This window comes from Pseudomonas sp. WS 5011, assembly GCF_012985775.1.
Taxonomy (GTDB): domain Bacteria; phylum Pseudomonadota; class Gammaproteobacteria; order Pseudomonadales; family Pseudomonadaceae; genus Aquipseudomonas; species Aquipseudomonas peli.
The window spans coordinates 39965-65203 of record NZ_JAAQXA010000015.1 but is presented as its reverse complement, the minus strand read 5'-3'; the positions used below and the strand labels follow the sequence as shown (position 1 = coordinate 65203).

The following is a 25239-nucleotide window of genomic DNA, read 5'->3' as shown; positions in this document are numbered from 1 at the left end:
TACACCGACGGCTAACCGCAGAGCGCTGGTTGAGCGTGTGGCTGTAGTGCTCGGTGGCGAATGTAACTCAGCACGACCGTCATGCTTGCTAGGCCCCATGCCTGCGCACACTAAGGCGCGTTCGCATTGCAACGGCAACAGGCCCTAAACTCTGCCGATCTGTTGAGGAGTCACTATGGATATTTTTGGCATCGCTGCGTTGATCTTTCTGGTCACCGATCCCTTCGGCAATATCGCCATCTTTATCGCCGCATTGAAAAACGTACCGGCCAAACGTCGCCTGTGGGTTGCAGCTCGTGAGTTGCTGTTTGCTCTGGCGTTGTTGCTGCTGTTTCTTACCTTTGGTGACAAAGTGCTCAGCGCGCTGGGGCTGTCGCGGGAGGCAACTGCGATTGCCGGCGGTATCATCCTATTTGTGATCGCCATGCGCCTGATCTTCCCTGGCCCGCAAGGGGTATTGGGTGATGTTCCGGATGGCGAGCCAATGCTGGTGCCGCTGGCCACTCCGGCGGTTGCCGGGCCTTCCGCCTTGGCGGTGTTGATGACCCTGCGCAATACCCACGAGGGTGAGCTTTGGGAACTCTATGCCGCCGTCGTGTTGGCCTGGGCGGCGACTGCATTCATTTTGCTGCAGGCTTCATGGCTGCAGCGGTTTCTCGGACCTCGCGGGTTGACCGCAGTGGAGCGGTTGATGGGCATGCTGTTGATCATGCTCAGCGTCGATATGCTGCTGGATAACCTGCAAAGCGTGTTGCATATCAGCCCATGAAAGCTCTGTGTTTAAGTATTCTGGTGCTATGGCTGGCCGGCTGTAGCAGTGGCCTGCGCATCAATGACAGCTATACCGCCACCGGACAGAACAGCCGCGTGCAGTACATCGTGCTGCACTACACCTCTACCGATATGGCGCGCTCGCTGCAATTGCTGACCGAGACCGACGTCAGCAGTCATTACCTGATCGGCGAAGCCCCGCCGACCATCTACCGCCTGGTCGACGAGAACCGCCGTGCCTGGCATGCCGGTGACAGCCAGTGGCAGGGGCGGACCTGGCTCAATGGCACCACGATTGGCATCGAGTTGGTTAACCAGGGGTTTTATGACACGCCCAGCGGCCGTTACTGGCAGCCCTTTGCTCCGGCGCAGATCGACGCGCTGATCGAGCTGCTTAAAGACATCATGCAACGCCACCAACTGCCGCCTGGCAGCATTCTGGCGCACAGTGATGTCGCGCCGCAGCGCAAGGTTGACCCCGGTCCGCTGTTCCCCTGGAAACGCTTGGCCGATGCCGGTCTGATGCCTTGGCCGGATGCCAAGGCTGTGGCGCATCAGCAGGCGCTGTTCAGCGCCAGTCTGCCAAGCGTGCAATGGTTTCAAGAGCAATTGATGCGGCAGGGCTACGCGGTGCCGCTGCATGGCGAGCTGGATCAGGCTACGCGCAATGTCATCGCGGCCTTTCAGATGAAATACCGCCCGGCACGCTATGACGGCGAGCCGGATGCCCAGACGGCAGCGCTGCTGGTGGTACTGGCCGCAATGCTCTAAACCGAGGCCCGCAGCGTTGGTGATAAACGACCGCCGAAACAACGTGTGTTTCGGCGGTTTTTTATGTGTGCATGTTCGTTTCTAGACTGTGCATTCGATAATCGTTCTGCCGATGCTCTTTTGTCTGAAAATGTATACAAAGTTGTAGCCAAGAGCTTTTTGGTTTGTCTACATTAGTCGGACAAGAACAACAGCGAGTAACTCAGCATGACGACTTCACCTGTTACGCCGTCCTCCGCGCAGCGTCCGGAAGACGAAAACCTCGGTATCGGTGCCAACCTCGCCTATGGCCTGCAGCATGTGCTGACCATGTACGGCGGAATTGTCGCGGTTCCGTTGATTGTCGGTCAGGCGGCTGGACTGTCGCCGGCGGATATTGGTCTGCTGATTGCCGCCTCATTGTTTGCCGGTGGCCTGGCGACCCTGCTGCAAACCCTCGGCCTGCCGTTCTTCGGCTCGCAGCTGCCGCTGGTGCAGGGCGTGTCCTTTGCCGGTGTGGCGACCATGATCGCGATCATCGGCAGCGATGGTGCCGGCGGTCTCCCGGCAGTGTTCGGTGCGGTAATCGCGGCGTCGCTGATCGGCTTGCTGATCACGCCGGTGTTCTCACGCATCACCAAATTCTTCCCGCCGCTGGTCAATGGCATTGTCATCACCATCATTGGCCTGACGCTGATGCCGGTGGCGGCGCGCTGGGCAATGGGCGGCAACAGTGCCGCGGCGGATTTCGGTAGCATGGCCAATATCGGTCTGGCCGCGCTGACCCTGGTTACCGTGCTGCTGTTGAGCAAGCTGGGCAGTTCGAGCATCTCGCGCCTGTCGATCCTGCTGGCCATGGTCATCGGCACCCTGGTGGCCGTGGCCCTGGGTATGGCGGATTTTTCCAAGGTGACTGAAGGGCCGATGGTGGCGCTGCCAAGTCCGTTCCATTTCGGTATGCCGACCTTCCATGTCGCTGCCATCATATCGATGCTGATCGTGATCATCGTCACCCTGGTGGAAACTTCGGCGGACATCCTTGCGGTCGGTGACATCATCGAAACCAAGGTCGACTCCAAGCGCCTGGGCAACGGCCTGCGTGCGGACATGATCTCCAGCGTGTTTGCACCGATCTTTGGCTCGTTCACCCAGAGTGCCTTTGCCCAGAACGTCGGCCTGGTGGCGGTGACCGGGGTGAAGAGTCGCTATGTGGTGGCCTCGGCCGGCTTGATTCTGGTGACCCTCGGCCTGCTGCCGGTGATGGGCCGTCTGGTCGCTGCCGTGCCCACGGCGGTGCTCGGCGGTGCAGGCGTGGTGCTGTTCGGCACCGTAGCGGCCAGCGGTATCCGTACCCTGTCCAAAGTTGATTACCGCAACAATATGAACCTGATCATTGTCGCCACTTCGATCGGTTTCGGCATGATCCCGATTGCTGCGCCGACCTTCTACCACCACTTCCCGGCCTGGTTCGAAACCATTTTCCATTCGGGCATCAGCTCGGCGGCGATCATGGCGATTGTGCTCAACCTGGCCTTCAACCACTTCAAAACCGGCAACTCGGACCAGCAATCGGTCTTCGTGGCCGGCCATGAGCGTACCCTGCGTTACCAGGATATTGCCGCACTGAACGATGGCGATTACTTCAAAGGCGGCAAGCTGTTCGATGCCGAGGGCAAGGAAGTGCCGCTGATCAAGGAAGCGTCAGGGCACTAGCCGGGCTTGCCACCACGCGTTTAACGCGGCGTGGTGGCGATCAGGCGTGAGTCGGCCAGGGCGGCCGTGCGGTGTTCGGTGGCCGCGCGGTACTCCGGGTCGGCAAGCATGCTGAGAAAGGCCGCCTTGGAGGGGTAGCGTACCAACAGCAGTTCATCCCACTGTTCACCCTCCGGGGCAATCAGGGCCGCTTGTGCGGCGGCCATGACCTGCACCTCACCTCCCACCCCGCGCACTTTGCGCAGCGCCGTTTGGCTGTAGCGTGCATAGGCTTCGCGCCCGCTGCAGGGGGTATGGCTGCTGCCGCTGGAGTAGCTGGCCTGGGCCTGAAAGCGCAGCAGGTTGAGCATCAGCAATGGCGTATCGTCGGCTACTGCAGCGCTAAAGGCAGCCAGTTGGGCAGGGCTGGGGTTGATGCTGGGCATGGCAGCGCTCCTCATGTGTGGAGCGGCCAGTGTCGGCATGCATCGGCTCACAGGCAATCTGCATCAGCCAGGCTGATTGCCTGTAATCGATGCATCAAACCGGCAACGCCACATAAAACTGCGCACCCTGACCGGCGCGTGAATGCACGCCGATCTGTCCGCCATGCAGCTGGATGATTTCCTTGCACAGCGCCAGGCCGAGGCCGGCGCCGCCTTTCTTGCGGCTGACCTGCACGAAGGGCTCGAAGATTCGCGCCTGCTGGCGATAGGGAATGCCCTCGCCGTTGTCTTCCACACTGAGCACCACCCGATCATCCTGCTGCCGTGCCTGCAGGCGTATATGCCCGCCGGGGTGGCTGTGGCGCAGGGCGTTGCCGATCAGGTTATCGAGCACCCGCTCGATCTGCAGCGGATCGATCTGCACGTCCGGCAGATCGCCGTGGACTTCACAGGCCAGGCTGATCTGCAGCTCGGCGGCCTGGGTGGTGAAGCGTTGCTGGGTCTGTTGCAGCAGCGTGCCTAGGGCACAGGTAGAAAGCTCCAGGGTCTGCAGGCCATTCTGGTAGCGCGAGAAATTCAGCAGATCGTTGATCAGGCGCAGCAGGCGGTGCATTTCCTCATCCACGGTATTCAGTAGGTCGGCTTCACGGGATTCTGCGGCAAACTGCAGGCGCTCCTGCAGCAGGCCGAACGCCATCAGCATGCCGGTCACCGGCGTACGCAGCTCATGCGAGGCGCGCAGCACAAACTCGCTGCGCACCCGTTCAAAGGCGCGCTGCTCGGTGACATCACGCAGCACCATCACCGCGCACATAAAGCGCCCTTCGCTGTGATGAACACCAGACAGGCTGTAGGCCAACACACGTTGCTCGCCATCGACCTCGGTCTGCACATCGTCCAGCACCTCATCCAGGCTTTCGCCCTGCAGCACCTTGTGCAACTGCTCGGCCAGATCGGCGCGATTCAGGGCCACGTCGAGGGTCTGCCCGAGCTGCTCGGCACCCCAGCCCAACTGGCGCAGGGCCACCGGGTTGACGTGCTCGACCCGGCCGGCGCAATCGAAGATCAGCAGGCCGTCGTCGATGCTGTCGAGCACCGCTTGCAGGCGTTGTTGCTCGGCCTGCAGGGCGGCCACATCGCTGCTCTTGAACTCGCGCAGGGCCTCGGCCATCAGGCCGAAGCGCTGGCTCAGGGCGGACATTTCCGCCACCGGGGTCAGCGGCAGGGTGACCTGAAAATCGCCCTGGCCGATCTGATCGGCGGCCCGCGCCAATGCCTCGATGGGCCGGCCGAAGCGCTGGGCGATGCTGTGTGCGGTGACAAAGCCGATCACCAACACGGCCAGGCCGATCAGCCCAAGCAGCCCGGCGATCAGCCAGGCGCGTTCACGGGCGCGTGCTTCTTCCTGTTCCACGGCGCTGACGTAACGCATCTGCACGGCGTTGATCCGGTCGCGCAGGGCCTCAATGGCCCGGCCGAAGCTGTCATTGCTGAGCAACTCACGGCGCACGGTCAAGGGCTTGGCCAGCAGGTCATCGAAGCTGGCGTAGGCGCGCTCAATTTCGGCAACCGCCTGACGGTCGCTGTCATCGGTGGCGCTTTCGGCGGCGCGCTGTAGCCAGCGTTTGAACTGCTCATCGGAGGCTTTCAGTGCCTCGCGGTCGAGGTCTTCGGCGAGCAGCAGAATCACCTGTTTGCCCAGCTCCTGACGCAGGCCCAGGCTGGCATCGATTATCTGCAGGTTGCGGGTCATCGCCTGGCTCTGCACCTGGGTCAGCTGTAGCACGCTGAACATCCCTAATAACAACCCGACCAAGGCGACGGTGAGCAGCGCACTGCTGCTGATAAACAGCCGGCTGCGCAGGTTCACAGGCTGAGCTGCTTGCGTTTGCGGTAAAGGGTTGAGGCATCGATGCCGAGGGTTTTCGCCGCCTGGTCGAGGCTATCGCTGTTGGCCATCACGGCGCTGATATGGGCTTTTTCCAGGGCTTCTAGGCTCAGCTGATCACCGATCTGCGGCGCACATTGGCTGGCCTGGGCGTTAAGCCCTAGGTGGCTGACCTGCACCAGTTCTTCGCTGCAGATGATGCTGGCGCGCTCAATCACGTTGCGCAGCTCGCGGATATTGCCCGGCCAGGCGTAAGTCAGCAGTGCCTCGCGCGCCTCCTCGCTGAAGTTGCGCGCCGGCCGCGCATACTCGACGACAAATCGCGCGAGGAAACGCTCGGCCAGGTCGAGAATGTCCTCGCGGCGTTCGCGCAGCGGCGGCAGGGTCAGGATGATGACGTTGAGGCGATACAGCAGGTCCTCGCGGAAGCGCCCTTGCTGGACCATTTCATCCAGGTTGAGGTTGGTGGCCGCGAGAATCCGCACATCGGCCTGGCGGGTTACCGGGTCGCCGATGCGCTCGTATTGCTTGTCCTGAATAAAACGCAGCAGCTTGGGCTGCAGCGCCAGTGGGAAGTCACCGATCTCATCGAGGAACAGGCTGCCGCCATCGGCCTGGTTGACCCGCCCCAGGGTGCTTTCGCTGGCACCGGTAAAGGCGCCGCGGTTATGCCCGAACAGCTCGCTTTCCATCAGCTCGGCGCTCAGCGACGGGCAGTTGATGGTGATGCAGGATTTCTTCGCGCGCTTGCTCCAGCGGTGAATGGCTTGCGCCAGCTCACCCTTGCCGGTGCCGGACTCGCCGAGAATCAGGATGTTGGCGTCGGTATCAGCCACCTGCTTGGCCGTCTGCAGCACCGCCATCAGCGCCGGGCTCTGCGAGTCGAGGCCATCGCCGGGCTTGCGCACATAGCCTTCCAGACGCTCCAGGCGTTCAACCAGTTGGCGCGCTTCCAGCTGTTTGGCGGCGGCCAGGCGCAGCTGCTCCGGGCTGCAGGGCTTGACCAGATAATCCGCCGCGCCGGCCTGAATGGCATCCACTGCAGTATCTACCGCCGAGTGCGCGGTGACGATCACCACACGCATCCAGGGCGCCTGCAGACGCATCTGCGCCAGCACCTCCAGGCCATCGTCTGCGCCCAGGCGCAGATCGAGAAAGCACAGATCGAATACCTGCCGCAGCAGCAGGGCATCGGCCTGTGCCGCGCTGCTCGCGGTACTCACCTGATAACCCTGATCTTCCAGGCAGTAGCGGAAGGTGCGCAGGATGGCGGTCTCGTCATCCACCAGCAAAATGCGCCCCAGGCTGTGTTCTTCCGTGCTTGCGTGCATAGCCATCTCCTTCTTATCCCGCACGCAGTCATTGCGTGCACAGGGTTAGTCCGCGGCGCGTCGTGCAAGTTGCACGGCTGTTCTGTGGCGATCATGCAAGCTGCAAGCTTTGCGTGTGCGCTAACCAAGGTTAAGTAACTGATTTATAAGGATTTATTAAGATTGAAAAAGCTGGCATGCGGCTTGCGATCTATCAGTAACGACGGCGACAAACGGCCGTCTGCTTGATCGTTATCCATTGGAGGAACTGCCATGCATCAATTGAAAACTCTGGCCCTGGCCACTGCGACCGCCGGCCTGATCGGTCTGGCGCCTTTCGCTGCCTATGCTGCCGAGGGCGATGCCAGCCGCGAGCTGAGCGAGGCGCGCCAGGAAGGCTCGATCTGGACCGCGTTTGCCCTTAACCGTCACCTCAACCCCTTCACCATCGATGTGGATGTGGAGAACGGCAGCGCCAAGCTGACCGGTAAGGTGGAAACCGATGTTGAGCGTGACCTGGCCGAGCAGATTGCCCTGGGTATCGAAGGGGTGAAGAAGGTCGACAACCAGCTGACCCTCGACCCGGCCTTTGAAGCCAAGGCCAGCGCCGAGCCGAACCTGTCGCAGCGTTTTGACGACGCGACCCTGGTCGCCACGGTGAAATCCAAGCTGCTGTGGAACAGCAATACCGAAGGTCTGGATATCAACGTTAATGCGGACAACGGCAAAGTCAGCCTGACCGGTAACGCGCAGACCGCTGAAGCCAAGGAGCTGGCTGGTCGTTTGGCGGCCAACACCGATGGCGTGCGTGCAGTGAACAATCAGCTCAGCGTCAGCGCCACTGACAGCACCGCTGCCAAGGCGCAGAACGCGGCCGATGACACCGCTGCGGTGATCAGCGATGCGTGGATCACCAGCAAGGTGAAATCCAGCTTTATCTACAGCCGTAACCTCGACGGTCTGGATATTTCCGTCGACACCCAGAAGGGCATGGTCAGCCTCAGCGGCACCGTGCTGAGCAACGCCGAGAAGCAACTGGCGATTGAAACCGCCCGCAATATCCGTGGCGTGCGCGGCGTTGACGCCGATGCTCTACGCATTGATAGCTAATTCATCCGGGCGGCGGCCATACCGGTCGCGGCCTGTTGTCTGAGGCTGCCTTGGCAGCCGCTACAACTCATAGGAGATCCACCATGACTGATAAAACAGAGCAACTTAACGAACTGATCGAAATCACCCGTGACGGCCAGCGCTTCTACCAGCACGCCCACGATGAAGTGAAGGACGTGCGCCTGCAGGTGCTGTTCCGCGACATGTCGCAGAGCAAGAGTGAGCTGATCCGCGCGCTGTCGGTAAAAGTTGCTGCTAACCAGGAAGTCCCGGCAAGCGGCGGCACCTTTGTCGGCAAGCTGCGTCAGGTTTACGCCGATACCAAAGCGACACTGGTCAGCGACACCGAAGCCACCTACGTGTCGCAGCTGGAAGAAGCCGAAGACCGCATCCTGCATGCCTTCGAGGATGCTCTGGAAAGCGCCGAGCCCGATGTACAGGCTCTACTGACCGCAGAAATGCCGAAAGTGCGCGCCAACCATGACCGCATGCGTACCCTGAAACAGTCCATGCAGTAAGCCCGGTCCGGTGTGGTTTGCGCCACACCGGGTCTTACCGCGCCACGGCGCACACTGAGTAAACAAGGAGTATCGCCATGCTGAGTTGGGCCATTACCTTTCTGATTATCGCCATCATCGCTGCAGTCCTGGGCTTCGGTGGTATCGCCGGCACCGCCACGGGTATCGCGAAAATTCTCTTCGTGGTGTTCCTGGTGATGTTTGTTGTCTCGTTCATCATGGGCCGCCGCCCACGTGGATAGCCGGTCGTTGAAAAACTACCTGCGTTGGCAATACCGCGTTAAAAGCGCCCTAGAAATGCTCATTTACAGCCGTAAACTCCGCTTTCTAGGTCGCTTTTGCCTTGTCTTGCCTGCCTCGCCTACGTTTTTCCAACGACCTTCTAGAGGAGCAACCATGACCATCAAGACGCTGCTTGCCGCCCTCTTGCTGGGCGGCAGTGCGGCGGCTTTGGCCGCGGATACCGATGGCCAATTCCGCCTCAATGAGCTGCTCGCCAGTGACCCTGCCTATCAGGAGACCTGGCAAGAACTGGTGGAAGACGAAAGCCGTTTGCCGGAGTGGGTGATGAACCTCAGCGGCATCGCCAGCCCCATGCAGGGCCTGGATGACGACGGCGACAAGTACTTGGTCGGCCAGCTGTGTGAAGCGCACAACTGCTTCAACCAGCGCCTCTACGTGGCCTTCAGCTGGGACAAGGAGGACGCCTACGCGCTCTATGTGCAACTGCCCGACGGTCTGCCGACGGACAAGGCACCCAGCCAGCACGCCACCCTGCGCTGGCTCGGCGAACCGGATGAAGCGACTCAGCAGTTGCTTCAAGAGCAGCTGAAAAGCGACCCGAACTGGTACTAAGAGTCTCTTTTACGATCTGCTGCGCGTCGGCCCTGCTGCGTTAAAAACAGGCTCGGTAAGCCGCTTGCGGCTAACGCGCTTTAGCGCGGCCCGGAGGGCGAGTAGAACGAGTAATGCTCATGTACAACAGTACACTCCGCTTGATTCGCTGCGCTCACCCTACGGGCCAGCCGTTGGCTGTTACTCCGCTGCGCTTCGTTTCTCGCCTGTTTTGCCTTGCAGGACTCTAGCTCGCAAGCTCGTAAAAAGACTCTCTCCACCTCCTTTGTATAAGCCGCTGTATAAGCCGCGCTATCATCCCGCCCATTGATCTGGGGGAGAGACGGCATGCTCAATTGGCTGTGGCTGGGGTTTTTCGTGGTGGCGGCCATTGCCGGCTTGTCGCGTTGGTTGCTCGGCGACGACCCTGCGGTGTTCGCTGCCATGGTCGAAAGCTTGTTTGCCATGGCCAAGCTGTCGGTCGAGGTCATGGTGCTGCTATTCGGCACCCTGACCCTCTGGCTCGGCCTGCTGCGTATCGCCGAGAAAGCCGGCCTGGTCGATGCCCTGGCGCGCATGCTCGGCCCGCTGTTTGCGCGGCTGATGCCGGAAGTGCCGCGCGGTCATCCGGCCCTCGGCCTGATCACCATGAACTTCGCCGCCAATGGCCTGGGCCTGGACAACGCCGCCACGCCGATTGGCCTGAAAGCTATGCGCTCCCTGCAGACGCTAAACCCCAGCAGCACCACGGCGAGTAATGCGCAGATCCTGTTTCTGGTGCTTAACGCCTCGTCGCTGACCCTGCTGCCGGTGACCATCTTTATGTACCGCGCCCAGCAGGGTGCGCCTGATCCCACTCTGGTGTTTTTGCCGATTCTGCTGGCCACCAGTGCGTCGACCCTGGTCGGTCTGCTGTCGGTGGCGCTGATGCAGCGCCTGCGCCTGTGGGACCCGGTGGTGTTGGCCTACCTGGTCCCCGGTGCGCTGCTGCTGGGTAGCTTTATGGCCGTGCTGGCGACCATGTCCGCCACGGCGCTGGCGGCACTGTCGTCACTGGCCGGCAACCTCACCCTGTTCGGCATCATCATGCTGTTTCTGCTGCTCGGCGCGCTGAAGAAGGTGGCGGTGTACGAGGAGTTTGTCGAAGGCGCGAAAGAAGGCTTCGACGTGGCCAAAAGCCTGCTGCCCTACTTGGTGGCGATGCTCTGTGCGATTGGCGTATTGCGCGCATCTGGCGCCTTGGAATTCGGCCTCGACGGCATTCGCTGGCTGGTCGAGGTGTTCGGTTGGGATACGCGCTTTGTCGAAGCGCTGCCCACCGCGCTGGTCAAGCCGTTCTCCGGCAGCGCAGCGCGCGCCATGCTGATCGAAACCATGCAGACTCAGGGCGTCGACAGCTTTCCCGCGCTGGTCGCCGCGACCATCCAGGGCAGCACGGAAACCACCTTCTACGTGCTGGCGGTTTACTTCGGCGCGGTGGGTATCCAGCGTGTGCGGCATGCGGTGGGTTGCGCGCTGCTGGCTGAGTTTGCCGGGGTGGTGGCGGCGATCTTCGTCTGCTACTGGTTCTTCGGTTAAGCGTTCGGCAACGATCTGCTGCGCGTCGGCCCTGCGGCGTTAAAAACAGGCTGGTGCGCCACCCGGTCGGAAGCCGCTTGCGGCTAATGCGCTTCAGCGCGACCCCGAAGGGGCGAGTAAAACGAGTAATGCTCATGTACAGCTCATATACTCCGCTTGATTCGCTGCGCTCACCCTACGGGCCAGCCGTTGGCTGTTACTCCGCTGCGCTACGTTTCTCGCCTGTTTTTGTCTTGCAGGGCTCTAGCTCGCGAGATCTCAGATAGGTTTGTCGATGGTTACTCCACAACCTTAAACCGCAGCACACCGATCATCTGCCCAGCCTCGGTCAGCACCTGCACCTGCCAGCGGCCTACGGCGTCGGCGGGGAAGTTCTGTTTGTGGGTCCAGGCGCGGTAGCCTTCCTTGCGCCCGCCGTGAATATCCAGGGCGATGCGCTCGACCTCGCCGCCATCGCGGCGCCAGACGTGATAAATCCGCTCATTCAGCCCGCGCGGTGCGTTGATCGCGGTGTAGGCGAACAGGCCCTGGCTGCGCAGCTGCGCCACGCTCAGTTCCTTGATGCTTTCGCCCGGCGCGCGGTTCTGGTTGTCGAATTCACTGGTGACCGCCACCTCAGTTAGCCACAAGGTCGCCGGTGGCACCCAGGTGCGCGCCAACCAGCCGCCTGCGCCGATGGCCAGGGTCATGCCCACCAACAGCAGGCCACGCCACCAACGGCGCACGGTGATGATCGCGAACAGCGAGGGAAACGACAGCAATACCGCCGCTGCCAGGGCCAGCTGGTAACTCTGCGGCGTGGTCAGTTTGAAGATGATCGGCAGCGCGGTGAGCAGCACCGCGAACAGCGCCAGGGTGTGATAGGCGAGAAACAGCCAGCGCTTAGGCGCCAGCCACTTGTAGTACAGCGGATCAATGATCGAAATCAGCGCCGCGCAAGCCAATAGGCCGCTGAACAGCAACTGGCCGCTGTTCCAGGTGGTGGTGATAAAGAAGAACGGCAGAACGAAGAACAGGCTCTCCTGGTGGATCATCTGCGTGGCATAGCGCAGCAGCGGCGGCGGTAACTCGAAACCGAACCACTGGGCGATGCGCTCGCGCAGGATGTTTTCCAGAATTAGCCACAACCAGCTGACCAGCATCACCAGCGCCAGCACCTGCGCCAGTCCGGCATGCCGCTCGACCAGCAGAAAGCTCGCCAACCCCGAGGCAAAGCCAAAGATCGCCACCATCCCGGGATTGCGCTGAATCAGGGCGATCAGTTTGAACACCTGTTGTTTCACTGCTTGCATGGGACGTCCGATTACTCCGACCACACGGCCAGACGGTTACCACTGGGATCGCGAAACTCGAAACGTCGCCCACCGGGGAAGCTGAAAATTGCCTGAGTGATCTGCCCGCCTGCCGCCGCCACCTGGGTGCACACAGCCTGCAGGTCTGTGGCGTAGATCACCACCAGCGGCCCGCTACCCGCTGCGCTGTCAGTGGTAAAGCCACCCGTCATGCGCCCGTCAGTAAAGCTGCTGTAGTGCGGGCCGTAGTCGGTAAAGCGCCAGCCGAACACCTGCTGGTAAAACTGCTTGAGCGCCGGCAGGTCGACGGCGGCGAACTCGATGTAGTCGATACGCAGATTCTGTTCAGCTTGGCTCATGGCGACATACCTGGGCAAATGGCGGGGCGCAGAGCATAGCGCGCCCAGCCGGCCAGGGCACACGCATCTGTCGCCTTTCGCCACGCTGTTTGGCCAGCCTTGCCACTGCCTCCGCGCAACCCGCTGGATAGCCTGCAATGGGGTATCACAGTCCTTAGAAATGCAGCGCTCGCGCCTTTGTGCGGTGCTGGGTACGGAGAGGGAAATGCGTGTCTTGATCACCGGCGCCGCTGGCTATATTGGCCAGCAGCTGCTTAACCAACTGGCCATACAGCACCCGCAATGGACGCTGATTGCTGCTGATATCCGCCCGCAAAGCCGCGCGGGGATGAAGCTGAATATCGAGCCGGTGCTGCTTGATATCAGCAACTCAGCCGCCGTGGCGAGTTGTGTCGCCACTTGGCAGCCGCAGGCGATCGTTCACCTGGCCTCGGTGGTCACCCCGCCGCCAGGCATGAGCGAAGAACAGTTGCATGCCATCGATGTCGGCGGCACCCAATCGTTGATCCAGGCGGCTGCGGCCCATGGCGTCGAACAGTTGATCGTTACCAGCTCCGGCGCCGCCTATGGCTATGACCCGCAAAATGCCGAGTGGCTGGACGAAGACCAGCCGCTGCGCGGCCATGCGCAGTTCGCCTACGCCAAGCACAAACGTGAAGTCGAGTTGCTGCTGGCCGAAGCGCGCGCGCAGCATCCGCACCTCAAGCAGCTGGTGCTGCGCCCCGGCACCGTTCTCGGCAAACAGGTGAACAACCAGATCACCGAGCTGTTCAAAAAGCCGTCAGTGCTGGGTATTCGCGGCAGCGATAGCCGCTTCGTATTTATCTGGGATCAGGATGTGGTGGACATCATCTGCCGCGGCCTGCGCCAGCAGAGCGCCGGCATCTTCAACCTGGCTGGCGACGGTGCCCTGTCGCTCAAGGAAATCGCCGAGCTGCTGGGCAAACCCTACCGCCCCTTGCCAGCCTGGCTGATCCGCGCCGCGTTGCGCGTGCTCAAGCCACTGGGCTTAAGCCCCTACGGTCCTGAGCAAGTGGATTTTCTGCGTTATCGCCCGGTGCTGAGTAACCGCCGGCTGAAACAGAACTTCGGCTTTAGCCCACGCTATAGCTCGCGCGAAGCGTTTCTGGCGTTTTTACGGGCGCAGGGGATTGAAGGGCAGGCTTGATTCTCGCTAGCGACTTGAACACACGTTAGGTTTCTTGAACACATTGGTTGGTATGCAGCGAGCTGTCTTTGCTTAAGCCACCGCCAACCACAAGGGCCGCGCTCAAGATCACGCAATTTTTAATTATGGCGGCGGCAAAAACTGAGTGCAACACCTGACCTTTCCGGTACGGTGCTGCCCCTATGTTTTATTCCGAACTCAGCGTTGAAGAGCGCGCCACCATTCAAATCGGTCATGCCCAAGGCTTCAGCCTGCGCAGGATTGCCCGCCTGATCAACCGCTCCCCTTCGACCATCAGCCGGGAGCAGCGCCGCAATAGGGACGCCAGTGGCGGCTACTCGGCCCGCGTGGCCCAGCAGCTGATGCAGGCCCGCCGTCAGGCTTGTCGACCGATGCGAAAGCTGTTGCCGGGTAGCGAGCGCTTCGAGTTGGTGGCCCATATGCTGCGTGAGCGTTTGTCTCCCGAACAGATTGCCGGCAAGCTGCGCAGTATGAACATGCCCAATCTCAGAGATGCCTACGTCTGTCGCGAGACGATCTACAACGCGATCTATGCCCTTCCGGTCGGCGAGCTGCGTAAGGAGCTGATCATCTGCCTGCGCCAAAGCAAGACGACGCGCAGACCGCGCTCTGGCGGCGTGGATCGGCGCGGCCAGATCCCTGACATGGTCAGCATTCATGTGCGCCCACCGGAGATCGAAGACCGGCAGATGCCGGGGCATTGGGAAGGAGACCTGATCAAGGGCAAGGCCAACGCCTCATCCGTAGGCACGCTGGTGGAGCGCACCAGTGGCTACCTGATGCTGGTGAAGATGAATGACGCGACGGCAACCTCGGCGATGGAGGGCTTCAGCGCGGCGCTCAATGGCATGCCGCTGGCGATGCGCAAGAGCATGACCTACGACCAGGGTCGGGAGATGGCGCGGCACGCTGAGATCACCCAGAAAACCGGCGTGGCGATCTTCTTCTGCGACCCACATAGCCCTTGGCAGCGCGGCAGCAACGAAAACATCAACGGCCTGATCCGCCAGTACTTGCCCAAGGGCACGGACTTGTCGGTACACAGCCAGGAGGAACTGGATGCCATCGCTCTGCAACTGAACATGCGGCCGCGTAAGCGCTTCGACTTCAAGTGCCCCATCGAAGTTATGGGTGAGGTGATGCAGAAGGCCATGGCTATGCGGCATGATGCTCCAGCTTCAATTCAATGACCGTGTTGCACTCAGCTCCTGCAACCGCCTATGTATTGCCCTTCAAGAGTTAAGGCGTAAGGGAATTTTATAAAGCAGATTTCAGGCAGTACAAATAACGGGAGGATAGTTCCGAACAACTGTAAGAACAGTAGGGTCAGGGCAATTGTCAGGAGTGGTCTAAAAAGCAGGCATATACCGATGGCCATCTCCCAGTACCCCAGAATAGGGATAAAGATGTCGGGAGGAAGCCAGGTTATTGTGTTGGTTATCAGATCATTTACTGGGCTCAAGCCAAGCGGTTTCAGCGCTCCAAGCCAAATAAATATGATTGATAAAGAATACTTCAGTAAAACTTGGCCGTGTTGATGCATCCATTCTGCAGCCATTTTGTCGCACCTTCCGAAGGTGAAGTTTCCTACTTTAAGTTCCATGTTGCTCCCTTGAAGATACTTAATAGATAGTTACTTGGCTTTCTGCCGCGCCCGATACTCGCCTGGCGTTAACCCAGTCCATTGGCGAAACGCGCGAAAGAACACGCTGGGTTCCGAGTAGCCCAGCAGCAGGGCGATTTCTGCGGCGGGTAAGTCGCCGGTGCTTAGGTGTTGTTCGGCCAGTTGCTGGCGGGTGTCATTCAGCAGTTGCTGGTAGTTGCAGCCTTCATCGGCCAGGCGACGTTGCAGGGTGCGTTCACTCAGGTGCAGATGGCGTGCCAGTTCGCTGCGGTCCGGCTCGCCGCGCGCCAGTTGCTCACCCAGTAAGGCCACCACACGGGCGCTTAGCCCTTCGCTGGGCAGGCGTGCGAGCAGGGCTTCGGCATGCTGGCGCAGCAGGTTTTGCAGCGGCGGGTTGGCCTGGATAAGCGGCGCGCGGGCCAGGCTGCGCGGCAGGACGATGCCGTAATCACTGGCGGCAAATTGCAGCGGGCAGGCGAAAGTCTCGCGGTAGCTGTCCAACGTCGGCGGCTCGGGGTGAGCGAACTGCGCGCGCAGCAGCTGCCAGTTATCCAGCAGCGGATGCAGCATCTGTACCCAGCAGGCCATCAGTGCCAGTACGCGGGTGCGGGTGGCCGGCAGCTCGGGGTGCAGCGGGCGGTAGAGCAGTTGCAGCTCCTCGCCTTGCTCACGCAATTGCACCTCGCCGCCCTCACCCACTAGACGCTGATAGCGCAGCCCGGCGGCCAGCGCGTCGCCAAGGGTCGGGCTACTCTGCAACAGGTAACCGAGCACGCTGAACGGGCCAGGGGCGAGGTTGCAGCCCAGGGCCAGGCCGGGTTCGGCATGTTCGATACGGCTGAGGTGTTGCCACAGTTGTTCCTGAGTGGCGAAAGGCACGCGCGCATCGGGGTCGCTGAGTTGGCTGTCGTGCAGTTCGCAGGCGCTCATCAATTGAGCGCGATCAACGCCCAGGCGGCTGGCGGCATGCAGTACCGCCAGGGTGATGCTGGCGCTGACGGAGGTGTGTTGCGAGTCGAGTGGGTTTTTAGGCATGGCTTGATTCTGCCCAAAGCTGTGGCCTGAAGGTAGCGTTAAGACGTCTAGAATCTGTTCCATTCGCGCAGCAGCGAACGAAACGGCAACGACTCTCTCTAACACTTGGTTACCAGGAGCGTCGGTATTACTCCGTGCAACCTGTGGCTGAGCGGTTAGACTCTTGTCCTCCGGGCGCACTCAAAAGGTGCGGCCGGCTCAAAAATAAACAGAAAAGGAGAACTCCCATGAAAGGTAAATCCCTGGCATGGGCCCTGTCGGCTGCACTCGCAGGTATTACCCTGAGCAGCGCCGTACAGGCCGAAGAGAAATTCGTCACCATCGGCACCGGTGGTCAAACCGGCGTTTATTACGTTGCTGGTCAATCAATCTGCCGCTTCCTCAATCGCGGTGCGGCTGAGCACGGCATCAAGTGCAACGCGCCAGCCAGCGGCGGCGGCGTGGCCAACGTCAACGGCATCCGCAGTGGCGAATTCAATTTCGGCATCATGCAGTCGGACCACCAGTTCAAGGCCATGAAGGGCGTCGCGCCGTTCGAGAAAGAAGGCGCCATGGAGGACATCCGTGCCGTGTTCTCGCTGCAGAGTGAGGTGTTCACCATCCTCGCCCGCCGTGATGCCAATATCGCCAGCTTCGATGACCTCAAAGGCAAGCGTGTAAACATCGGCAACCCAGGTTCCGGTCAGCGCGACACCCTGGAAGAGATCATGCAGGTCAAGGGCTGGGACCGTTCCGCGTTCTCCCTGGCCGCCGAGTTGAAGCCGGCTGAGCAGGCTTCTGCCCTGGGCGACAACAATATCGACGCGATGACCTACTTCGTTGGCCATCCGAATGGCGCGATCCAGGAAGCCACCACCACCACCGACGCGGTACTGGTGCCGGTGACCGGTGCGGAAATCGAGAAGCTGCTGGCTGCGAAGAGCTACTACACCAAGGCCGATATCCCTGGCGGCGTGTACAAGGGCAACGACGCGCCAACTCCGTCGATTGGCGGCAAGGCGGTGCTTTCCACCTCGGCCAATGCCAGTCCTGAAGTGGTCTACCAGCTGGTTAAGTCGGTATTCGACAACATTGATCGCTTCAAGCGTCTGCACCCTGCATTTGCCGACCTGAAAGAAGCAGACATGATCAAAGTCGGCCTTAGCGCAGAGCTGCACGAAGGTGCCGTGCGCTATTACAAAGAGCGCGGCTGGTTGTAAGCGGCCCACGCTGCCCGTCAAACGGGCTAGTGTCTCTAGATAAGCAAACCCGCAGCTGCAAGGCTGCGGGTTTTGCCGTTTTCCGTACTCTCGAATGCAGGTTCAACCCATGCATGACAAGCAACTGTCCACCGAAGAACTGATCGCCCAGGATGTCGGTGCGCGCACCCCGCTGGGAGCCATGGCCCAGGTGATCACCGGCCTGGCTCTGCTCTGGTCGCTGTTTCAACTGTGGATCGCCTCGCCGCTGCCGTTTGTGTTCGGTATTGGTGTGTTCAACGACACCGAAACCCGCGCTATCCACCTGGCGTTTGCCCTGTTGTTGGCGTTTCTCGCCTACCCTGCCTTTCGCAAGTCGCCGCGTGACCGCGTGCCGCTGCTGGATATCGCCCTAGGTCTGGTCGCTGCCGCCAGCGCCGCCTACCTGTTTATTTTCTACCAGCAGTTGGCGTTGCGCCCCGGTAGCCTGACCACTGCGGACATGCTGACCGCGTGCATCGGCATCCCGTTGCTGCTGGAAGCCACCCGCCGAGTGCTTGGCCCACCACTGGCGATCATCGCCCTGCTGTTCCTCGTCTACAGCCTGGCCGGGCCCTATATGCCGGGGATGCTGGCGCACCGTGGGGTCAGCTTCAATGCCATGGCCAACCACCAGTGGATCACCACCGAAGGGGTGTTCGGCATCGCCCTTGGCGTATCCACCAGCTTCGTGTTTCTCTTTGTGCTGTTCGGTGCCTTGCTCGAACGGGCCGGCGCGGGGCATTACTTTATTCAGCTGGCTTTCAGCATGCTTGGTCACTTCCGCGGTGGTCCGGCCAAGGCCGCAGTGGTGGCGTCGGGGCTGACCGGACTGATCTCCGGCTCGTCGATTGCCAACGTAGTGACCACCGGCACCTTCACCATTCCGATGATGAAGCGCACTGGCTTCTCGGCCGAGAAGGCCGGCGCGGTGGAAGTGGCGTCGTCGGTGAATGGCCAGATCATGCCGCCGGTGATGGGGGCAGCGGCCTTTCTGATGGTCGAGTACATCGGCATGCCCTATGTCGAGATCATCAAGCACGCCTTCCTGCCGGCGGCGATTTCCTATATCGCCCTGCTGTATATCGTCCATCTGGAAGCGCTGAAGCTCGGCCTGCAACCAGTGGGCGGCAATCAGCCCAAGCCCTGGCTGCGTCGCCTGACCGGTTTCGCCTTCGGTGCAGCGCTGATCAGCGGCCTGTCGCTGGCGGTGTATTACGGCCTCGGCTGGCTCAAGCCGGCGCTGGGTGAATATGCCCTGCCGGGTATCGGCGCGCTGCTGGCGCTGGTCTACCTGGGCCTGCTGAAAATCGCCGCCAGCGTACCGGTGCTGCCCGAGGAAGACCCGGATGCGCCGCTCGACAAACTGCCGCAAACCCGCGCCGTGCTGCTTTCCGGTTTGCACTTTCTGCTGCCGGTGGTGGTGCTGGTCTGGTGCCTGATGATCGAGCGTCTGTCTCCCGGCCTGTCGGCCTTCTGGGGCAGCGTCATGCTGGTGATCATCCTGCTGACCCAGCGCCCGTTGCTGACCTGGCTGCGTACAGACGGCACGCATGCTCACGGCTCGTTTATGGACGGCGTGATCGACCTGCGTGAAGGCTTGATTGCCGGTGCGCGCAATATGATTGGCATCGGTATTGCCACGGCGGCGGCGGGCATCATCGTCGGCGCGGTGTCGCAAACCGGAGTGGGTCTGGTGCTGGCCGATCTGGTCGAGCTGTTGTCGATGGGCAACCTGCTGCTGATGCTGGTGCTGACGGCAATCTTCAGCCTGGTGCTGGGCATGGGCTTGCCGACCACTGCCAACTACATTGTGGTGTCCAGCCTGCTGGTGCCGGTGATCGTCACCCTCGGCCAGCAGAACGGCCTGATCGTGCCGCTGATCGCGGTGCACCTGTTCGTCTTCTACTTCGGCATCATGGCCGACGTGACGCCGCCGGTGGGCCTGGCTTCGTTCGCGGCGGCGGCAGTGTCCAAGGGCGACCCCATCAGTACCGGGATTCAGGCCTTCTACTACAGCCTGCGCACAGCGGTGTTGCCGTTCCTGTTTATCTTCAACACCGACCTGCTGCTGATCGACGTGGATTTCTGGCACGGTGTGCTGATATTTATCATCGCCACCGTTGCCATGCTGATCTTCGCGGCTGGCACTCAGGGTTACTTCCTGGTGCGCAGCCGCTGGTACGAGAACCTGCTGCTGCTGCTGGTGGCCTTCACCCTGTTCCGTCCGGGCTTCTGGATGGACATCGTGCACGACCCTTACCGCGACATTCCGCCGGCACAACTGGCCCAGGCCCTGGGTGATGTAGCCGATGGCAGCCAGCTGCGTCTGCGCATCAAAGGTGAGGATGCCGTGGGCGATGCCCGCGAGTTCAGCCTGCTGCTGCCTGTGCCGGAAGGCGCCACGGGTGAAGAGCGCCTGGAGAAGCTCGGCCTGCTGACCTATGAAGAGGGCGGCAAGGTGCTGGTCGACAGCGTCACCTTCGGCAGCCCAGCAGCCGAAGCCGGCCTGGAGTTCGATCAGGAGATCCTCAAGGTTCGCGCCCCAACGGATCGCTGGACCAAGGAGCTGATGTGGATTCCGGGCTTCCTGCTGTTCGCTCTGGTGGTCTGGTTGCAGCGTCGCCGGCGTAAGCTAGAAGCCTAAGCGGCTGATCTTTGCCCGGCGTCGTTTAACAATAAAGGCAGCTTCGGCTGCCTTTATTGTTTGTGCTCGCTTGGTTCAGGGCGAGGCCGGTTTTGCATGGCCGCCAGGTAACAACTCCGGCCCCTCCCTTTGCAGTTTGCTCTGCAGCATTTCCAGTTGCTCCAGCGCGGCGCGGGCTTCGTCGAGTTCGGTTTGGTTGCGTTCGCCGGATTGCGCGGCCTGTTCGATGCGTTCGCGGATGGCGGGGATCTGCTGCACGCCGCTGGCGTAGGCCATGATCTGGTCGCGGGTTTGCTGGTCCTCGAAGGCGCTGTACTGCGCTGGGTCGGCCAGCTGGGCGGCGGATGCGGGTTGACGCGGTTTCAGTTGGCCGAGGGCCGGGCTGCGTGGGTCTCCTTGGTCAGCCATTAGCTGGATCAGCATTTGCGCTTCCTGAGCATTCAGTTGCGGTTCGCTGGGCGCTTCTTCCACCGGTTTTTCTGCGGGCGCTGGGGTTGCAGCGGGCTGCTGTGCCGGCAGGGCGGCGGGCATCTCTGGCAAGCGGATGGGCGGGCTGATCGGCGTTGCGGCCTGCGCTGCAACAGTTGGCGCGGTGCCGGCCAAGGGCGTGCGCACAACGACGATGGTCACCGCGGTGATCACTCCGAGCATGCCGATGCCGAGCCAGGCCCTCATAGTCCTTCTACCTTGGCGTTGGCCAGTAGAGCGTCGATGCGAGCCTGGAAGGCTTGTGTCAGCTGTTCCTTGGCCACGGCCTGGTTGACCTCATAACGTACGCTGGGGTCGCTCAGCGGTAGCTGCCGATCCTCACGGCTGCGCACTTTGACGATCTCAAACGCGCCGTCGATCAGCATCGGCTGGGAAATGCTATTGGCCTTCTGCAGCAGGGCGGTCTTGCGCAGAAAATCCAGCTGCGCATCCTGTGGGCGAATCAGGCCAAGGTCACCGGGCGGCGTTTGATTCTTGCTTTCGGCCAGTGAGTAGCGGCGTACGGCATCATCGAAACTCAGGCCCTTTTGCAGTTCGGCATGCACCCGGTCAGCACTGGCTTGATCAGCCAAACGGATATGGCTGGCCTGCACCTGAGCAACGTTGAGATAGAGCTGCAGATTGCGTTGGTAGTAGGCCTCGGCATCCACGTCACTGACCTTGCCGGCGCGCTCGCGCAGGCTGGCGGTTTCATGGTGGAAGTCGTTGTGCAGGCCAAGTTGATGCAGGTACTTGTGGCGGACGAGTTTGTCGCGCACGAGCTGACGGATGCCGGCCTGTTCGTCCGCGCTAAAGCCTTTCTCTCCGAGTTGATACCAGAGGTAGTCACGCAGCGCCTGCTGACGCACCTGTTCGGCCAGGTACACCAGGTTGCCCTGCTGCAGCTCCACCCGGCCTTGTACGTTGTCGCCTTGATACAGCTCCAGCAGGTTCAGGCGTTGTTCGGCCTGGCCGGGAAATTGCCAACTGATTAGCTGCACCTGGGCGGCATCTGCTTGTTGTTGGGGGCTCAACTGCAGGCTGTCGAGCACCACGCCTTGGGTCTGCGTGGTCAGCACCTGACGCAGCCGTGCACTGCTCAGCGCCTGTGGTTGGCGCAGAAAGGGCCGGACATCGTGATCGAACTGGCGGCCGTAGACCTGCTCGATCAGGTTGGCGGCTTCGCGTTCGACCAAGGCATCCAGATCGCCGCTGTATTTGGTATTCAGTTCGGCTTCCACCTCGCGGGCCAGCAGGTGGTTTTCCGCCAGGCCCGTGCGCAGCAGGCGCAGGTTGGTATTGAATTTGACCCGGGTCATGGCCTGCTCCAGCAGGCCGATGCTTTTACCGGGCAGGCGTTCACCGTTGATGCGCATGTCCTGGCTGCCCAGGGCTGACAGGCATATGCCGGTCAGCCCCAGTACCAGCAAACTGCGCTGGATGATCGCGCGCACCTTACAGGCCACCCTGGCCGTAGAAGGTGTTGGCGCCCTTGGTCAGCACGCTGACGGTGAGGGCGATGGACTCCGGAATCAGCTCCTTGGCAACCCGCAGGCGGGTGGCGTAGCTGGTGTCATACAGCGGCTCGGGGCGCTGGTAGGCGACCTGGGCGGTCTGGGTCAGCAGATCGCGGATCGGCTTTTGCGGATCGTAACTGCCGACGCGGTTGGCCACGGCGGCGATATTGTTCAGGCCTTCGCTGAAGTAATGGTCATCCACCCAGCCTTCCCAGCCGGAGTGGCCATTGCCCGACGTAACCCAGGCATGGTGCGGCTGCGCGACATCGCCGGTGGTGTGCAACGAGTAGCCGATGGTTTGCAGGGACGGCGCGTTCTTGAACTGATCGAACCAGTACTTGGCCAGGTTATCGATGGGCTGGAAGGCCGCCGTCTGGAAGTCGCCGTAGTGCGTTTGCCAGTTGGAGGAGGTGCCCTGGCGGTAATGCGCTTCGGTAGTGTCGAAGTCGCTTTTCTTCAGCTCGCGGTTGTACAGGTAAACCATGGCGTACCAGTCAACGTCGCCGCTCCAGCTGCCATCCACCTTGCGGTAGCGGTAGTCGTAGCCGCCGTGGTCGTTGCCGTGGGCGTCACCCTGGCGGGCCATGTTGATGAAGTGCCAGTACGAGGTGTAGTTGACCAGAGAAGCGGCGGCGCCATACACCGGCGCGTGCTCATAGCCGACCCACCAGCCGCCCAGACGGGTGTCCTGGAAGTCATCGACGTCGTAGGCCGCCTGGCCGAGGATTTCCCCGGCGCGGGCTTCGCTGCCGGCGGCGCCGACGTAGAACTGGTAGGCGCGTTTCATCTCGGGCGTGGCATGGGCCGAATTGAGGAAGGCCAGGGCGTCCTTGACGATGTTCTTGTGCGTAGGTTGCGACCAGGCGCTGGCGTGGCTGGCGCTGAATGCCAGGCCTAGACCAACGACCAGGGAGGTGAGGTTTTTCATAGGGAAGGCGCTCTTTTGTTGTTGGAGTTGAGCAGTATTAGCGGTCATTGATGGCAGAACTGTTGCAATGCCGCACGCCAACTTAAAGCTGATGCGCCGAGTAGCCTCAACCCAACTAAGGTTTGGTGGTATAGACCAATTTTCTTGTTTGTCTTAATCCGCGCCGTTGTCTTCCTGATGCAAGGCCCCTGTCTCGCTGCTTTCCAGCACCACATAGGCGCTGGCGCAGAACAGTGAGTTGAGGCGCTTCATATCGGCGATCAGCTCCATATGCAGAGCGCTGGTTTCGATGCTTTGCACCACCTGATGATGCAGACGGCTGACGTGGGCGTGGGCCAGGCGGCGTTCCTGTGCGCGGAAGCGGCGTTTTTCGCGTAGCAGCTGGCGCGCGCTTTCTTTGTCGGCAGAGAGAAACACCGAGAGGCCAAGGCGCAGGTTGGCCAGCAGTTGGGCGTGCAGGGTGGTGAGTTCCTCCAGGCCGCTGTCTGAAAACGAATGGCGCTGCGCGGTTTTCTGATCCTGCACTTTGCCGAGCATGCGTTCGATGATGTCGCCAGCCTGTTCCAGGTTCACCGCCAGCTCGATGATCTCCGCCCAGCGCCGGCTGTCGTGCTCACTCAGCACCTCGCGTGGCACCTGCGCCAGGTAGAGTTTGACCGCGCTATAGAGCGCATCGACATCGTCATCCAGGCGGCGCAACTCTTTGCCCAGGGCGGTTTGCCCGCCACTCAGGACTTCCAGCAGGTGGTTGAGCATGGTCTCGATCAGGTCGCCGATGCGCAGGGTTTCGCGCACCGCATTGGCCAGCGCCAGGCTCGGTGTGGCCAGCGCGGTAGGGTCGAGGTGGCGCGGGCGGGCGACGCCGTTTTCGTCCGGGCGATCCGGCAGCAGCCAATTACAGAAGCGCGCCATCAGCCCGACCGTGGGCAGCATCAGCACGCAGCGCAGGCCGTTGTAGAGCAGGTGAAAGCCGATCACCAGCTCCTCGGGGCGCCAGTTCAGGCTGTCCAGCCAGTTGGCCAGCGGATCGAGGAGCGGCATCACTAGCAGCAGGCCGATCAGCTTATACAGGAGGCTGCCCATGGCCACCCGGCGGCCGGCTGGGGTTTGCAGGCTGCTCGTGAGAAAGGCCAGCACGCCGCTGCCGATATTGGCGCCAATCACTAGGCCGATGGCCACCGGCAGGCTAATCAAACCGGCGCCAGTCAGGGTTGCTGTGAGCAGCACGGCGGCCAGGCTGGAATAGGAAATCAGCGCAAACAGCGCGCCGACCAGCGCATCCAGCAGCAGGTCTCCGGTCAGCGAGGCGAACAGCACGCGAATGCCCTGCTCCTGGGTTATCGGCGTGGCAGCGGCGACGATCAGCTCAAGCGCCAGCAGCATCAGCCCCAGGCCGATGGCCACGCGGCCTAGCTGGCCGGCGCGGGTCTGTTTGCGCGACAGAAAGAAGATCACGCCGAGGAAAATCAGCAACGGGCTTAGCCAGCTCAGGTCTAGGGTCAGCACCCGCGCCATCAGCGCGGTGCCGACATCCGCACCGAGCATGATCGCCAGCGCCGGGGTCAATGCCATCAAGCCCTGAGCAACGAACGAGGTGACCAGTAACGCGGTGGCGTTGCTGCTCTGCACCAGTGCGGTAACGCCAATGCCGGCGGCAAACGCCAGCGGCCGCTTGCTGACGTTATGGCTAAGCACCTTGCGCAGGTGCGAGCCATACACCCGCAGGATGCCGGTACGGACGATATGGGTGCCCCAGATCAGCAAGGCGACGGCAGACAGAAGATTCAGCAGGGTGAGCATGGTGCTGCTCCCTGGCGCGCCCGCCCGGTTGCAGCGTGACGCGTGGTTTTTACTTGTTATAAAGGCTAAAGCCCTATGCTTAGCTTTAGCTGAGGTTGGCGCTGCGCGCCAGCGAGCGACACAGGCTGTCGCTTAATCCCGTCAAGCTGCGTGAGCTGATAACCTTAGAACCTGTTTACGATCTAGCGAGCTAGAGCCGAGCAAGGCAAAAACGGCCGAGGAAGCGGAGTTTACGAGCTGTAAATGAGCATTCCGAGGCTGTTTTT

Annotated in this window: 23 protein-coding genes; 12 read left to right on the top strand and 11 right to left on the bottom strand. The window is 61.4% G+C overall.

Going from position 1 to position 25239, the window contains the following annotated elements:
* The first annotated feature begins 175 nt into the window (after nucleotides 1-175).
* The 3 genes from HBN63_RS15905 to HBN63_RS15895 all read left to right on the top strand — a co-directional run bounded on the left by HBN63_RS15905 (nucleotide 176) and on the right by HBN63_RS15895 (nucleotide 3234).
* Nucleotides 176-769: a MarC family protein gene (locus tag HBN63_RS15905; protein ID WP_090254436.1), complete on the top strand. Its 594-nt coding sequence runs from the start codon at nucleotides 176-178 to the stop codon at nucleotides 767-769.
* The gene (locus tag HBN63_RS15900; protein ID WP_170050111.1) at nucleotides 766-1542 is read left to right on the top strand and encodes an N-acetylmuramoyl-L-alanine amidase; all 777 of its coding nucleotides are present in this window, start codon (nucleotides 766-768) and stop codon (nucleotides 1540-1542) included. The genes HBN63_RS15905 and HBN63_RS15900 overlap by 4 nt, the downstream gene beginning before the upstream one ends.
* Before the next feature lie 207 nt (nucleotides 1543-1749).
* Nucleotides 1750-3234 (top strand): nucleobase:cation symporter-2 family protein, encoded by a 1485-nt coding sequence (locus HBN63_RS15895; protein ID WP_090254439.1) that lies wholly within the window; start codon nucleotides 1750-1752, stop codon nucleotides 3232-3234.
* Between the two features lie 20 nt (nucleotides 3235-3254).
* On the opposite strand, the gene HBN63_RS15890 is transcribed toward HBN63_RS15895, so the two are convergent.
* From HBN63_RS15890 to algB, 3 genes are all read right to left on the bottom strand, one after another.
* On the bottom strand, nucleotides 3255-3659 hold the full coding sequence (locus HBN63_RS15890; protein ID WP_170050110.1) for a DUF1330 domain-containing protein: 405 nt from the start codon (nucleotides 3657-3659) through the stop codon (nucleotides 3255-3257).
* Nucleotides 3660-3753: 94 nt separating this feature from the next.
* Nucleotides 3754-5529, bottom strand: a complete 1776-nt coding sequence (locus HBN63_RS15885; RefSeq protein ID WP_170050109.1) for a KinB sensor domain-containing domain — start codon at nucleotides 5527-5529, stop codon at nucleotides 3754-3756.
* Nucleotides 5526-6878 carry a sigma-54-dependent response regulator transcription factor AlgB gene (gene algB, locus HBN63_RS15880; RefSeq protein WP_170050108.1) on the bottom strand — a complete coding sequence of 451 codons (1353 nt, stop codon included), beginning with the start codon at nucleotides 6876-6878 and terminating at the stop codon, nucleotides 5526-5528. Before algB ends, HBN63_RS15885 begins: the two co-directional genes overlap by 4 nt.
* A gap of 252 nt (nucleotides 6879-7130) precedes the next feature.
* Between algB and HBN63_RS15875 the strand changes: the two genes are divergently transcribed.
* The 5 genes from HBN63_RS15875 (at nucleotide 7131) to HBN63_RS15855 (ending at nucleotide 10897) form a co-directional block, all read left to right on the top strand.
* Nucleotides 7131-7967, top strand: coding sequence for a BON domain-containing protein (locus HBN63_RS15875; protein WP_090254445.1), 837 nt, complete (start codon nucleotides 7131-7133; stop codon nucleotides 7965-7967).
* Between the two features lie 83 nt (nucleotides 7968-8050).
* Entirely contained in the window at nucleotides 8051-8485 is a 435-nt protein-coding gene (locus tag HBN63_RS15870; protein WP_090254447.1) for a PA2169 family four-helix-bundle protein, read from the top strand.
* A gap of 77 nt (nucleotides 8486-8562) precedes the next feature.
* Entirely contained in the window at nucleotides 8563-8727 is a 165-nt protein-coding gene (locus tag HBN63_RS15865) for a DUF1328 domain-containing protein (protein ID WP_069521449.1), read from the top strand.
* 154 nt (nucleotides 8728-8881) lie between these two features.
* Nucleotides 8882-9340, top strand: a complete 459-nt coding sequence (locus HBN63_RS15860; RefSeq protein ID WP_167146134.1) for an inhibitor of vertebrate lysozyme family protein — start codon at nucleotides 8882-8884, stop codon at nucleotides 9338-9340.
* A 327-nt stretch (nucleotides 9341-9667) separates the two neighbouring features.
* Nucleotides 9668-10897, top strand: a complete 1230-nt coding sequence (locus tag HBN63_RS15855; protein WP_170050107.1) for a spore maturation protein — start codon at nucleotides 9668-9670, stop codon at nucleotides 10895-10897.
* A 278-nt stretch (nucleotides 10898-11175) separates the two neighbouring features.
* On the opposite strand, the gene HBN63_RS15850 is transcribed toward HBN63_RS15855, so the two are convergent.
* Entirely contained in the window at nucleotides 11176-12189 is a 1014-nt protein-coding gene (locus HBN63_RS15850; protein WP_090254454.1) for a DUF5924 family protein, read from the bottom strand.
* Between the two features lie 11 nt (nucleotides 12190-12200).
* Entirely contained in the window at nucleotides 12201-12548 is a 348-nt protein-coding gene (locus HBN63_RS15845) for a VOC family protein (protein ID WP_170050106.1), read from the bottom strand.
* 205 nt (nucleotides 12549-12753) lie between these two features.
* On the opposite strand from HBN63_RS15845, the gene HBN63_RS15840 reads away from it, so the two are divergent.
* Together HBN63_RS15840 and HBN63_RS15835 are read left to right on the top strand one after the other, a co-directional pair.
* On the top strand, nucleotides 12754-13716 hold the full coding sequence (locus HBN63_RS15840) for an SDR family oxidoreductase (protein ID WP_170050105.1): 963 nt from the start codon (nucleotides 12754-12756) through the stop codon (nucleotides 13714-13716).
* Between the two features lie 182 nt (nucleotides 13717-13898).
* Nucleotides 13899-14927, top strand: a complete 1029-nt coding sequence (locus HBN63_RS15835) for an IS30 family transposase (RefSeq protein ID WP_170050104.1) — start codon at nucleotides 13899-13901, stop codon at nucleotides 14925-14927.
* 11 nt (nucleotides 14928-14938) lie between these two features.
* Here HBN63_RS15835 and HBN63_RS15830 read toward each other — a convergent pair whose 3' ends face one another.
* A complete protein-coding gene (locus tag HBN63_RS15830; RefSeq protein ID WP_223181884.1) occupies nucleotides 14939-15340 on the bottom strand; it encodes a hypothetical protein in 402 nt (133 codons plus the stop codon).
* Nucleotides 15341-15370: 30 nt separating this feature from the next.
* Entirely contained in the window at nucleotides 15371-16396 is a 1026-nt protein-coding gene (locus HBN63_RS15825) for an AraC family transcriptional regulator (protein ID WP_170050103.1), read from the bottom strand.
* A gap of 227 nt (nucleotides 16397-16623) precedes the next feature.
* Between HBN63_RS15825 and HBN63_RS15820 the strand changes: the two genes are divergently transcribed.
* Nucleotides 16624-17595, top strand: coding sequence for a TAXI family TRAP transporter solute-binding subunit (locus HBN63_RS15820; protein WP_170050102.1), 972 nt, complete (start codon nucleotides 16624-16626; stop codon nucleotides 17593-17595).
* 109 nt (nucleotides 17596-17704) lie between these two features.
* Complete coding sequence (locus HBN63_RS15815; RefSeq protein WP_170050101.1) at nucleotides 17705-20260, top strand: TRAP transporter permease; 2556 nt, start codon at nucleotides 17705-17707, stop codon at nucleotides 20258-20260.
* A 75-nt stretch (nucleotides 20261-20335) separates the two neighbouring features.
* Here the strand turns inward: HBN63_RS15815 and HBN63_RS15810 are convergent, their stop codons facing one another.
* The 4 genes from HBN63_RS15810 to HBN63_RS15795 form a co-directional block, all read right to left on the bottom strand.
* Nucleotides 20336-20935 carry a hypothetical protein gene (locus HBN63_RS15810; RefSeq protein ID WP_170050100.1) on the bottom strand — a complete coding sequence of 200 codons (600 nt, stop codon included), beginning with the start codon at nucleotides 20933-20935 and terminating at the stop codon, nucleotides 20336-20338.
* The gene (locus HBN63_RS15805; RefSeq protein WP_170050099.1) at nucleotides 20932-22182 is read right to left on the bottom strand and encodes a peptidyl-prolyl cis-trans isomerase; all 1251 of its coding nucleotides are present in this window, start codon (nucleotides 22180-22182) and stop codon (nucleotides 20932-20934) included. Before HBN63_RS15805 ends, HBN63_RS15810 begins: the two co-directional genes overlap by 4 nt.
* A gap of 1 nt (nucleotide 22183) precedes the next feature.
* Nucleotides 22184-23173 carry a phospholipase gene (locus HBN63_RS15800; RefSeq protein WP_170050098.1) on the bottom strand — a complete coding sequence of 330 codons (990 nt, stop codon included), beginning with the start codon at nucleotides 23171-23173 and terminating at the stop codon, nucleotides 22184-22186.
* Nucleotides 23174-23326: 153 nt separating this feature from the next.
* Complete coding sequence (locus HBN63_RS15795; RefSeq protein ID WP_170050097.1) at nucleotides 23327-24973, bottom strand: Na/Pi cotransporter family protein; 1647 nt, start codon at nucleotides 24971-24973, stop codon at nucleotides 23327-23329.
* Between the last annotated feature and the right edge of the window lie 266 nt (nucleotides 24974-25239).